General features: G+C 55.5%; 15 protein-coding genes, 3 tRNA genes and 2 pseudogenes. 16 read left to right on the forward strand and 4 right to left on the reverse strand.

The features are described 5' to 3' along the window. Positions 1-10 precede the first annotated feature (10 nt). The 11 genes and pseudogenes from AXF19_RS06880 (at position 11) to AXF19_RS06925 (ending at position 6,477) form a co-directional block, all read left to right on the forward strand. The gene (locus AXF19_RS06880) at positions 11-1,228 is read left to right on the forward strand and encodes a bifunctional 3,4-dihydroxy-2-butanone-4-phosphate synthase/GTP cyclohydrolase II (RefSeq protein ID WP_066846800.1); all 1,218 of its coding nucleotides are present in this window, start codon (positions 11-13) and stop codon (positions 1,226-1,228) included. A 23-nt stretch (positions 1,229-1,251) separates the two neighbouring features. Further along, positions 1,252-1,869, forward strand: coding sequence for a DJ-1/PfpI family protein (locus AXF19_RS06885; protein ID WP_066846803.1), 618 nt, complete (start codon positions 1,252-1,254; stop codon positions 1,867-1,869). Between the two features lie 12 nt (positions 1,870-1,881). Further along, positions 1,882-2,346: a 6,7-dimethyl-8-ribityllumazine synthase gene (gene ribH / locus AXF19_RS06890; protein ID WP_066846806.1), complete on the forward strand. Its 465-nt coding sequence runs from the start codon at positions 1,882-1,884 to the stop codon at positions 2,344-2,346. A gap of 4 nt (positions 2,347-2,350) precedes the next feature. After that, positions 2,351-2,914, forward strand: coding sequence for a phosphodiesterase (gene yfcE / locus AXF19_RS06895; RefSeq protein ID WP_066846808.1), 564 nt, complete (start codon positions 2,351-2,353; stop codon positions 2,912-2,914). Positions 2,915-2,932: 18 nt separating this feature from the next. Further along, complete coding sequence (locus tag AXF19_RS06900) at positions 2,933-3,139, forward strand: hypothetical protein (protein WP_066846818.1); 207 nt, start codon at positions 2,933-2,935, stop codon at positions 3,137-3,139. 10 nt (positions 3,140-3,149) lie between these two features. After that, positions 3,150-4,016, forward strand: coding sequence for a HipA domain-containing protein (locus AXF19_RS06905; protein WP_066846821.1), 867 nt, complete (start codon positions 3,150-3,152; stop codon positions 4,014-4,016). Between the two features lie 47 nt (positions 4,017-4,063). Continuing rightward, a pseudogene (locus tag AXF19_RS16010) lies at positions 4,064-4,171 on the forward strand (secretion protein HlyD); the annotation flags it as partial. Positions 4,172-4,195: 24 nt separating this feature from the next. Continuing rightward, entirely contained in the window at positions 4,196-5,101 is a 906-nt protein-coding gene (hslO, locus tag AXF19_RS06910; protein ID WP_066846824.1) for an Hsp33 family molecular chaperone HslO, read from the forward strand. Beyond that, the gene (locus tag AXF19_RS06915) at positions 5,098-5,832 is read left to right on the forward strand and encodes a M48 family metallopeptidase (protein WP_066846826.1); all 735 of its coding nucleotides are present in this window, start codon (positions 5,098-5,100) and stop codon (positions 5,830-5,832) included. The genes hslO and AXF19_RS06915 overlap by 4 nt, the downstream gene beginning before the upstream one ends. A 95-nt stretch (positions 5,833-5,927) precedes the next feature. Continuing rightward, the gene (locus tag AXF19_RS06920; protein ID WP_066846829.1) at positions 5,928-6,215 is read left to right on the forward strand and encodes a type II toxin-antitoxin system RelB/DinJ family antitoxin; all 288 of its coding nucleotides are present in this window, start codon (positions 5,928-5,930) and stop codon (positions 6,213-6,215) included. Further along, a complete protein-coding gene (locus AXF19_RS06925) occupies positions 6,202-6,477 on the forward strand; it encodes a Txe/YoeB family addiction module toxin (protein ID WP_066846830.1) in 276 nt (91 codons plus the stop codon). Before AXF19_RS06920 ends, AXF19_RS06925 begins: the two co-directional genes overlap by 14 nt. 55 nt (positions 6,478-6,532) lie before the next feature. Here the strand turns inward: AXF19_RS06925 and AXF19_RS16015 are convergent. The 3 genes and pseudogenes from AXF19_RS16015 to rpmB form a co-directional block, all read right to left on the reverse strand. Beyond that, a pseudogene (locus tag AXF19_RS16015) lies at positions 6,533-6,680 on the reverse strand (secretion protein HlyD); the annotation flags it as partial. A gap of 16 nt (positions 6,681-6,696) precedes the next feature. Next, positions 6,697-7,242: a beta-class carbonic anhydrase gene (locus tag AXF19_RS06930; protein ID WP_066846831.1), complete on the reverse strand. Its 546-nt coding sequence runs from the start codon at positions 7,240-7,242 to the stop codon at positions 6,697-6,699. Between the two features lie 72 nt (positions 7,243-7,314). Further along, a complete protein-coding gene (rpmB, locus tag AXF19_RS06935) occupies positions 7,315-7,506 on the reverse strand; it encodes a 50S ribosomal protein L28 (RefSeq protein WP_006307492.1) in 192 nt (63 codons plus the stop codon). A 286-nt stretch (positions 7,507-7,792) separates the two neighbouring features. Between rpmB and codY the strand changes: the two genes are divergently transcribed. From codY to AXF19_RS06960, 5 genes are all read left to right on the forward strand, one after another. Beyond that, entirely contained in the window at positions 7,793-8,623 is an 831-nt protein-coding gene (gene codY / locus AXF19_RS06940; RefSeq protein WP_066846832.1) for a GTP-sensing pleiotropic transcriptional regulator CodY, read from the forward strand. A gap of 118 nt (positions 8,624-8,741) precedes the next feature. Further along, positions 8,742-8,816 (forward strand) — tRNA-Glu (locus AXF19_RS06945). A gap of 6 nt (positions 8,817-8,822) precedes the next feature. Beyond that, positions 8,823-8,899: transfer RNA gene (locus AXF19_RS06950), tRNA-Asp, on the forward strand. An 11-nt stretch (positions 8,900-8,910) separates the two neighbouring features. Further along, positions 8,911-8,986: transfer RNA gene (locus AXF19_RS06955), tRNA-Phe, on the forward strand. Positions 8,987-9,068: 82 nt separating this feature from the next. Beyond that, on the forward strand, positions 9,069-9,680 hold the full coding sequence (locus tag AXF19_RS06960) for a DedA family protein (protein WP_066846833.1): 612 nt from the start codon (positions 9,069-9,071) through the stop codon (positions 9,678-9,680). Positions 9,681-9,727: 47 nt separating this feature from the next. On the opposite strand, the gene AXF19_RS15290 is transcribed toward AXF19_RS06960, so the two are convergent. After that, on the reverse strand, positions 9,728-10,119 hold a 392-nt coding region (locus AXF19_RS15290), incomplete at its 5' end, for a branched-chain amino acid transport system II carrier protein (RefSeq protein WP_237141536.1).

Below are 10,119 nucleotides of genomic sequence, written 5' to 3' on the forward strand. Positions count from 1 at the left end.
GAGAGATACTATGTCAGATTTTGCAACGATTGAACAGGCGATCGAGGACATGCGAAACGGCAAGATGCTTGTCGTCGTCGACGATGAGGATCGCGAGAACGAGGGCGACATCATTGTCGCCGCCGAGAAGCTCACGCCCGAGCATATGAACTTCATGGCGACGCATGCACGCGGGCTGATCTGCACGCCGATCGTCGGCAGCCGTCTCGACGAGCTCGAGATCGGGCAGATGGTGGAGAACAATACGGACAACCACGAGACAGCGTTTACCGTAAGCATTGACGCGTACGACACGACAACGGGCATCTCCGCATTTGAGCGCTGCCATACGGTGAAGATGCTGATCGACCCTGCGGCAAAGCCGTCGAGCTTCCGCCGCCCCGGTCATGTCTTCCCCCTGCGCACGGTTGAGGGCGGGGTCCTGCGCCGTGCGGGGCATACGGAGGCGACGGTCGACCTCGCGCGCATGGCGGGGCTGTACCCTGCGGGCATGTGCTGTGAGATCATGGCGGACGACGGGCATATGATGCGCACGCCCGAGCTGAAAGAGTTCGCGAAGAAGCACGGGCTGAACATCATCACGATTGCCGACCTCATCGAGTACCGCAAACATACGGAGACCTTCGTCCACTGCATCTCTGACGTGGATTTCCCGAGCAGATACGGGCATTTCCGTCTGCTCGCGTATGAGAATTCGCTTAACAGCCGCTGCGATCTCGCCGTCGTGAAGGGCGATGTGCGTGGCAAGGAGAACGTACTCGTGCGCGTGCATTCGGAGTGCCTGACGGGCGATGCGCTCGGTTCGATGCGCTGTGACTGCGGAGACCAGCTTGCAGCGGCGCTCCGTCAGATCGAGGCGGAGGGCGAGGGCGTCGTCCTCTACGTGCGGCAGGAGGGGCGCGGCATCGGGCTTGCGAACAAGATGCGCGCGTATGCCTTGCAGGATCAGGGACGCGACACGGTGGAGGCGAACATCGAGCTCGGTTTTGCGCCCGATCTGCGCGATTACGGACTCGGCGCACAGATTCTCGCCGATCTCGGGCTCACGACCATCCGCCTCATGACGAACAACCCCGCGAAGCGTGCAGGACTTGAGGGCTATGGGCTGAAGATCGTCGAGCGCGTACCGATTGTCATGCACACGCACGAATTTGATCGCAAATACATGACGGTCAAGAAGGAAAAAATGGGGCATATGCTCAGCGACGAAGAGCTTGGCAACGAATAACGAGTTCAAGGGGGGGACAGCCGATGAAAATAGTTTTATTGGTACTTCTTGAACAGTATGCAGACTGGGAAGTAGCATATATATCGACAGCCGTTCACATGCTTGGGCAGGGGCGGTTCGAGATAAAGACGGTATCACTCACCGACGCGCCAGTGCGCTCGATTGGCGGGATTCAGACTGTGCCGGATTATACGGTGGATTCTGCACCGAAAGATTATGAGGCATTGCTTCTCATCGGCGGAATGCGATGGCGTGAAGAGAGCGCACAGAGTGTGGTTCCTCTCGTAACGCATTGCTTGCAAAATAGGAAATTGCTCGGTGGTATTTGTGATGCGGCAGCTTTTTTGTCTGCGATTGGCGTGTTGAATACGGTCAAGCATACGGGCAATCGACTGTCTGCGCTTGAGGAGTGGACGGGGACGAAGTACCGGGGCGCAGCAAATTTTCAGGCGAGACAAGCTGTTTGCGATAAAAATATCGTGACGGCGAATGGTTCTGCACCTCTGGAATTTGCCGGAGCCGTTCTGTCCGCGCTTCATGTTGCTGAGGAAACTATGATTGAGGATTGGTATGTCCTGCATAAGCTGGGATATTATAATACATCGGCGCACAATCGTTTTGTGAAGATGATGGAGGAGTAAGGAGCAAATCATATGGCGAACATCATTGAGGGCTATATCAGCGGAAAAAATCTCAAATTCGGCATCGTTGCCGCACGGTTCAATGAGTTTATCGTGAGTAAGCTGGTCGGTGGCGCACTCGATACGCTCCACCGTCACGAGACGGCGGATGCGGACATCGACGTGGCGTGGGTGCCGGGCGCGTTCGAGATTCCGCTTGCGGCGAAGAAGATGGCGGAGAGCGGGAAGTACGACGCTGTCCTCTGCCTCGGTGCGGTCATTCGTGGCTCAACGACGCACTACGATTACGTCTGCAACGAAGTCTCGAAGGGCGTTGCACAGGTCGGACTTCAGACGGGTGTGCCGACGATCTTCGGCGTCGTGACGACGGAGAACATCGAGCAGGCGATCGAGCGCGCGGGCACGAAGGCGGGCAACAAGGGCGCGGATGCGGCGATGGCGGCGATGGAGATGGCAAGTCTCCTCGGAAAGCTGTGAGCCTATGAAGATCGGAATAATCAGCGACACGCACGGGCATGAGGACGCGTGGGTGCGCGCGTGCGAGAATTTTTTTGCGGGCGCAGACCTCATCCTCCACGCGGGCGACGTCGCCTACCACGGTCCGCGCAACCCGATGAAGGCGGACTACAACCCGATGGGGCTGATCGAGCGCATCAACGCCTCGGAGATCCCTATCATCATCGCGAAGGGCAACTGCGACTCGGATGTCGATGCAAGCTGTCTCGAACTGCCTCTTATGTCCCCCTACGCCTATGTCGTGTGGGAGGGGCGGCGCATCATCGTCACGCACGGCGATGCCGTCATGACGGACGCGGAAAAGGATGCGATGGCGCGGCATCTGAAAGCCGACCTCTTTATCAGCGGTCATGTGCACATCAACGTCCTCGAAAAGCGCGGCAACACCGTCTTCCTCAACCCCGGCTCTGCCGCGCTCACAAAGCGTCCCGACGGGCGCAACACCGTCGCGGTGCTTGAGGACGGAACGATTCGGATTTTTGACATAGATACGGGCGAGGTTCTGCACGAACTCGCACTCGATTGGTAGACGAACGGAGGGCGAAAGATGAAGCCGACAGATCGCAGTTATCTCGAGGTCAACCTTCCGCCCTATTTGCAGCACGATATTGACGCGCTCCAGCAGGGACTAGCGCAAGACGTATTGTATCTCGACTGTCTGTATGACGAACTGTACGGGTCGATCAATTCGGCGGAGTGGGATGACGAGATCACACATGAACAGGCGGCATATCTGCGGGAAAAGTATCTGTGAGGCAAGCTCTATGATTGATTTTTCGAGATGTCAGATTGATCCATTCCGAACGTACGGAGGCGGGAATGGGAATAAGATAGGAATTCTCTACGATGGGGCGACCTATATGCTGAAATTCCCGCCCAAGGAGAAAACAAAGGTATATTATACGAATGCTTCGCCGAGTGAGTATCTCGCCTGTCACATCTACGAACTCCTCGGCATGCAGGCGCAGGAAACCCTGTATGGCATCTATCGCATACAGGGAAAGGAGAAGCGGGTCGTTGCCTGTAAGGATTTTACGGGAGACGGCTTTCGCCTGATGGAGTTTGCAAAGTTGAAGAACGCCTGCATCGGCGGCAGCAGTGAAGATTCCTCAGGATATGCCACAGAGCTGGATGCCGTGCTCGAGGCGATAGATCGACAGGCACTCATCAATCCCATTGCGCTGAAAGAATTTTTCTGGGATATGTTCATCGTGGACGCCTATCTCGGAAATTTTGACCGACACAATGGGAACTGGGGGCTGCTCGTCAACGAGGAGCTGCGCATTGCGCGCATCGCGCCAATCTACGACTGCGGCTCCTGTCTCTATCCCCAGATGCCTGAGGAAAAGATGGCAGAGATTCTGAGCAACCCGCGTGAGATCGACAATCGCATCTATGTCTTTCCGACGTCGGCGCTCAAACAGGACGGGCGGAAGATCAACTACTTTGATTTCATATCCTCACATGTGAACCCTGACTGCACGGCGGCGCTTGTGCGGATTCTGCCGCGCATTCACACGGATGAAATCAATCAATTTATCGAAAGTCAGGAGTTCCTGTCTGCACAGCAGAAGGACTTCTATCGTACTATGCTTATGGCGCGCAAGGAAAAAATACTAGGGAATCGCTGATAAAATGAAGTCCGTCAGATTGGCGTAGATTTTTTCGTCCGAACTAGGAGGCAAACCGGACGCATAGCAGAGGCTATGTGGAGGATTTGCCGACGAAGTGCGGGCAAAAAAGATGCGCTAAGATGACGGTGCTGAATTTATCAGTGCTTCCCTAGACTATGCGCGTGAAAGGATAAACAATGGATCAACTCATTAAGGCGACGGCGGCAGATGGTATGTTGCGCGCATATGCGGCGGTGACGACGGATGTCGTCGCCGAGGCGATGCGGCGGCACGACTGCTATCCCGTTGCGGCAGCGGCGCTCGGGCGCACGATGACGGGCGCGCTCCTCTTTGCCGCGAATCTCAAAAACAAGGAGTCCGTCACAATCAAGTTCAAGGGTGACGGCCCCCTCGGCACGGTCACGGCGGACGCGACGGCAGACGGCTCGGTGCGCGGCTATGTCGATCATCCGCATGTCAATCTGCCGCTCAACGCACACGGAAAAATCGACGTCGGCGGCGGTATCGGGCACGGCATTCTCTCCGTCACGCGCTTTACGGGGCTGAAAGAGCCTGTCACGGGCAGCGTCGACATCACAAACGGTGAGGTCGCAGAGGATCTCATCAGCTACCTCTACACCTCCGAGCAGACACCATCCTCGATCGGGCTAGGCGTCCTCGTCAGCCCCGAGCTGAAATGTCTCGGCGCGGGTGGTTTCTTCATTCAGCCGCTGCCGGGTGCATCCGATGATGTGATTGATCGCCTCGAGGAGAATCTCAAGGGCATTTCCTCCGTCTCTCATATGGTCGAGGAGGGGATGGACGCTGTGGGCATCATCGGACGGATTCTCGGCGGATTCGACGATGTAAAGATTCTCTCGACGACCGACCTCGCATTTCGCTGCAACTGCTCGAAGAACTACATCACCGACCGTCTGCTGACGCTCGGCGAAGCTGATTTGCGGGCACTGCGCGACGACGGCGAGGCGGAGGTGAAATGTCATTTCTGCAACGAGGCTTATACGTTTGACAGCGAGGATCTGAGCGTCATCTACAACGTCGCGGCAAAGATGCGCGAGATGCGCGCAAAAGAGGGGCAATGAGGAAGCGGGTGCGCCTCCTACGGGAGAAATCGCTCGTCATCGACGGCATTCCGACTGAGATTCGCTACAAGAATATCAAGAATCTCTACCTCCGCGTTCGTCCGCCCGACGGGCACATTGAGCTGAGTGTGCCGCAGCGGACATCACAGAGGGAGATGGAGCACTTTGTCAGCCGCAGACGCGCCTGGATTGAGGAGCGTCGGCGGCTTCTTCTTGTGCGTGCAGAGAAATCCGAGCCACAGTATGAGGAGGGGGAGCGCATTCCGCTCTGGGGGGCGGCATATCCCATTGTCCACTGCACACTTGTGTGCGGCAAGGTGTATGCGGAAGTCGCGGAGCATCAGATTTTACTTCATGTTCCCGTAGATTCCGACGTGGAACTGCGCCGCGCGGCAATCATGGCGCTCTACCGCACGCAGCTTGTGGAGGCAATCGCGCGCGAAGCACCTGCGTGTGAGGAAATCGTCGGCAAGCGCGCTGCCGCGTGGCGTATCCGTGCGATGAAGACGCGCTGGGGGAGCTGCAACGTCCGAACGGCGGCAATTACGCTCAATCTCCATCTTGCGCGCTACGATCTGCGCGCCCTCCGCTACGTCATCACGCACGAACTCACGCACCTCTGGGTGCGTGGACACGATGCGCGCTTTTACGCACGTATGGACGCATACTTTCCCGATTGGTGCGAGGTGCGGAGAGCGCTGAATGCGTGGAACAGAAATGATATCATTTGAATGAAAATGAATGAGGTTGAAGAAAAAGTTTGTTTTATTGACCGTTATGTGATAGACTTTTGTTGATACCAAAAATACGGAGAGGGGCACTGAATATGGCACAGGCAATGGTTAGTTTTCGTATGGATGCGGAGCTGAAAAAAACAACAGAAGAGATTTGCAAAGGAATGGGGCTTACCCTGACCTCGGCATTTACGATGTTTGCTGCCAAGGTGGCGCAGGAACGAGCAATACCGTTCAAGGTGGCATTGCCTCCGCTTGACCCCTTTTATTCCGAGGAAAATCTTTCGCATATTGAGCGCTCACTCGATCAGCTGGAGCGCGGAGAAGTGATTTCGATGACTCTGGATGAACTGGAGGATTTCGTGAATGAAGGTCGATAACATTGTCTTCACACCGGAGTCAAAATCAGATCTCGAATATTGGCGGAGCATTCAGGCATGGAAAACAATGGATCGCATCAAAGCGTTGATTCAGGATACCGTTCAAAATGGCTACGGAGGAATTGGCAAACCGGAGCCGTTGAAGGAAAAGCGATTTCAGGGAAGTTGGAGTAAGCGGATTAACAAAGAACACAGATTAATTTTTCGCATTCGAAACAACACGTTGGAGATTGTTTCCTGCCGTACGCATTACGGAAGATAAAGAAACGGGGATACCGATTTGAGTCGGTGTCCCCGTTTCTGTCGTATGTAACTTTAGGAAGCACTGATAAATTCAGCACCGCCATCTTAGCGCATCTTTTTTGCCCGCACTTCGTCGGCAAATCCTCCACATAGCTTCTGCTATGCGTCCGGTTTGCCTCCTAGTTCGGTCGAAAAAATCTGTGCCAATCTGACGGACTTCATTTTATCAGCGATTCCTTTACTTTGCCGCCCCAATCCGTTCCGCCTCCTCCGAGACAATCAGGCGACCCGTGTGCACGTCGTAGATATAGCCGTGAATCGTGATCGCGGCGGCGACGAGTGGATGATGGCGCAGGTGGCTGACATCGCGCACGAGATTCTCCTCGATCGTCCCGCTGATTGGCATGAAGTCGATGTAATGTGCCTCGACGGCGTCGATTCCCTGCTTCGCCGCATCCGCCGCAAAGCGTGCCCGTGCCTCCTCGTTCGTGAAGCCCTGCATGCCGCAGTGCGTGTGCTGGATGATGAACCACTCATTTGTCCCCAGCATCTCGTAGGAGATTAGGAGCGAGCGGATCACATCTGCCGTGACGCGCCCGCCCGCGTTGCGGATGACGTGCGCATCCCCCTCGAGGAGCCCTGCGAACTTTGCGGGGTCGAGGCGACAGTCCATGCAGGTGACAATGGCAAAGCGCCGCGCCGGATCGTGCGACAGCGCACCCTTTTCTCCAAATGCGGCGGCATAGCGTTCATTCGCCGCCAGAATCTCGTTCACATTCGACATCACATCATCCCTTTCACATTTCCAAAGAAAAAACCGCCCGACTACCGGACGGCTTCTTCTATGCACTGATTGTTACACAGCACGCTCGACGTTGCCGGAACGCAGGCAGCGCGTGCACACATTGACGTGTTTGACCTCACCCTTCACAAGGGCGCGGACACGCTGAATATTCGGCTTCCACTTGCGTTTCGTCTTCACATGGGAGTGGCTCACATTGTTGCCGCTCATCGGCCCCTTGCCGCAGACCTCGCATACACTTGCCATTGCTACACCTCCTCGACGCGCACTTCACTCAAGTCGCGCGCAATACCGTGCTATTATACTATGATTCCCTTCATTAGGCAAGATGTAAAAATATTTTTTTGCAGACCATCAGATATGCCTATGGGACGATAGTAGGATTTTATCGCTTAAAGATGAAAAACATTCAAGTTTTTCTTGATATTTGGAAAAAATGTAGTATTATATCTATAGAAGGAAAAATGTCTTTTACGGGGTGTGGTTATTTGTTTCGGACTGTGCGGACAGTTCGAGAAAGAGGGGGATTCAGATGATTACATTGCTGGGAAAAACACGGCAAATCAATCGTCTGCTGCAGCGTTCGGAAAGCGTTGAGTACGACGGGATCTCGCGCGTGTTGAGCAATGTCCTTGAGGCGAACGTCTACATTACGGACGAGGGCGGCAAAATTTGCGGATATGCGCTCTTTGACGATGATGACGACCTCATGGTCAACGAAGCGATTGAGATGGGACAGTTCCCGAGGAAGTATGTCGACTGGCTTAATCGCCTGGAGGAGACGCACGCCAACGTCCGCGTGGATGCGGAAGGTGCGTCCTATGAAAAAGAGATGGCGGAGCTCTTCCGCGAGCAGAACATCGTCATCACACCGATCTACGGCCCACGGCGCAGACTGGGGACTCTCGTTGTGGCAAGCGGCAAGAAAGAGTTCGGGGATCCTGACCTCCTGCTTTCGGAGTACGGCGCAACCGTAGTCGGTATGGAGATGCTGCGCGACGCGGCACAGCGCAATGAGGTCGAGGCGCGTCAGCGCGAGGCGGTACGCATTGCAGTGGAGACACTCTCGTACTCCGAGCGCAAGGCGGCGCACGCGATCCTGCAGGAGCTGGCGAGCCAAGGGAAGTTCGAGGGCAGACTCATCGCATCGCGCATTGCGGACGAGGCGAAGATCACGCGCTCGGTCATCGTCAACGCACTGCGCAAATTCGAGTCTGCAGGCGTCATCGAGTCGAAGTCGCTCGGCATGAAGGGGACGTTCGTGCGCGTCACGAACTCCTACCTCATGGAGAAGCTGCCCGAACTCGAGGAATACGCCTCGGATGTCCAGTGGGCGAATCTCGGCAGCGGTGTCAACCTCTAAAACGCTGATATTATAGCGCAAATAAAAGATGTTGACAAGCGGTCAAAAATCTCATATAATTGCCTTCGTGAGTGTGCGGCGGATACCCGCGGGTAATCCGCCGCCGTTCATATTGTACGGCGCGTTGGTCAAGTGGTTAAGACACCGCCCTTTCACGGCGGCTTCACGGGTTCGAATCCCGTACGCGTCACCAAAGTCCGGCCCGGTAGTTTAGTTGGTTAGAATGCCGCCCTGTCACGGCGGAGGTCGTGGGTTCAAGTCCCATCCGGGTCGCCATTTTTCCTTTTGCCTCGGTAGCTCAGTTGGTAGAGCAGGGGACTGAAAATCCCCGTGTCAGTGGTTCGATTCCGCTCTGAGGCACCACCTTGGATATGAATCTCCAGTACAGATGTGCACTGGGGATTTTTTTGTAGAGCTTTTAGGATGTGGGGAAGGGGTTCTTGCCGTGGAATATTTCTCTCAGATTTTTCTCTCGTTCATCGCCTCGTGGGGCTATGTCGCCGTTGCCGTGCTCATGGCAGCGGAGAATGCGTGCATCCCGATCCCAAGCGAGCTCATCCTCGGCTTCGCGGGCTATCTCATCTCTGCGGGGCATATGTCGTTCGAGGGCGCGCTGCTCGCGGGCATGGTCGGCGGATTGCTCGGCTCAATTTTCGCCTATGGGGTCGGGGCGCGCGGCGGACGTCCGTTCGTGGATCGGTACGGGAAATATTTCTTCATCAAAAAATCCCACGTCGATACGGCGCAGGATTGGTTTGACCGCTACGGACTGAAGGCGGTGTTCTTCAGTCGCATGCTGCCCGTGATCCGCACGTTCATCTCGCTGCCCGCGGGATTTGCGCGCGTCGATACGAAGCGGTTCTTCACCTACACGATCGCGGGCTCCCTCCCGTGGACGGCGGCGATCCTCTACGCGGGCATGATGCTCGGGGAGAACTGGACGGATCTCATGGCGTACGGACATGAGGCGAGCATGATCTTCGTCGTCTGCTCCGTCATTGCCATTATTTATTTCTACCTCAAGTGGAAAAAGAAAAAGAAGCGCCACCTGCGGTGAGCGTAAAAAAGACTGCCGTACGAAAATGCTCGTACAGCAGTCTTTTTTTACGTTTCCTCCACCGTCGCAGGCGCAGTCTGGAACAGTGAGACACCGAGTCCCACGAGCGCACCGACGATGGCGGGACAGACCCAGCCCATCATAACCTCGTAGAATGGTATATAGCTGACGAGGATGGCGTGCATCGCCGCATTGCTCAGTCCCGCTGCGTGCAGACCGTCGATCAGCGAGAATACGAGCGTCAGCGCCATTGCGCACTGATAGATGCTTTTGCGCCATCCGATCGCGCGGTCAAAGAGCGAGAGAATGACGAATACAATGACGAGCGGATAGATTACGACGAGGAATGGAACGGCAAGGGCGATGATCTGCGTGAGTCCGACGTTCGACGCGGCAAAGCTAAAGAGAATCGAGAAGAGCAGCAGACGCTCATACGAGA

It is taken from the genome of Selenomonas sp. oral taxon 126 (genome assembly GCF_001683335.1).
Classification (GTDB): domain Bacteria; phylum Bacillota; class Negativicutes; order Selenomonadales; family Selenomonadaceae; genus Centipeda.

Excerpts from the sequence above, each read along its gene's own strand:
- AXF19_RS06880 (WP_066846800.1), top strand. The coding sequence starts at position 11 with ATGTCAGATTTTGCAACGATTGAACAGGCGATCGAGGACATGCGAAAC.
- AXF19_RS06885 (WP_066846803.1), top strand. The coding sequence starts at position 1,252 with ATGAAAATAGTTTTATTGGTACTTCTTGAACAGTATGCAGACTGGGAA.
- ribH (WP_066846806.1), top strand. The coding sequence starts at position 1,882 with ATGGCGAACATCATTGAGGGCTATATCAGCGGAAAAAATCTCAAATTC.
- yfcE (WP_066846808.1), top strand. The coding sequence starts at position 2,351 with ATGAAGATCGGAATAATCAGCGACACGCACGGGCATGAGGACGCGTGG.
- AXF19_RS06900 (WP_066846818.1), top strand. The coding sequence starts at position 2,933 with ATGAAGCCGACAGATCGCAGTTATCTCGAGGTCAACCTTCCGCCCTAT.
- AXF19_RS06905 (WP_066846821.1), top strand. The coding sequence starts at position 3,150 with ATGATTGATTTTTCGAGATGTCAGATTGATCCATTCCGAACGTACGGA.
- hslO (WP_066846824.1), top strand. The coding sequence starts at position 4,196 with ATGGATCAACTCATTAAGGCGACGGCGGCAGATGGTATGTTGCGCGCA.
- AXF19_RS06915 (WP_066846826.1), top strand. The coding sequence starts at position 5,098 with ATGAGGAAGCGGGTGCGCCTCCTACGGGAGAAATCGCTCGTCATCGAC.
- AXF19_RS06920 (WP_066846829.1), top strand. The coding sequence starts at position 5,928 with ATGGCACAGGCAATGGTTAGTTTTCGTATGGATGCGGAGCTGAAAAAA.
- AXF19_RS06925 (WP_066846830.1), top strand. The coding sequence starts at position 6,202 with ATGAAGGTCGATAACATTGTCTTCACACCGGAGTCAAAATCAGATCTC.
- AXF19_RS06930 (WP_066846831.1), bottom strand. The coding sequence starts at position 7,242 with ATGTCGAATGTGAACGAGATTCTGGCGGCGAATGAACGCTATGCCGCC.
- rpmB (WP_006307492.1), bottom strand. The coding sequence starts at position 7,506 with ATGGCAAGTGTATGCGAGGTCTGCGGCAAGGGGCCGATGAGCGGCAAC.
- codY (WP_066846832.1), top strand. The coding sequence starts at position 7,793 with ATGATTACATTGCTGGGAAAAACACGGCAAATCAATCGTCTGCTGCAG.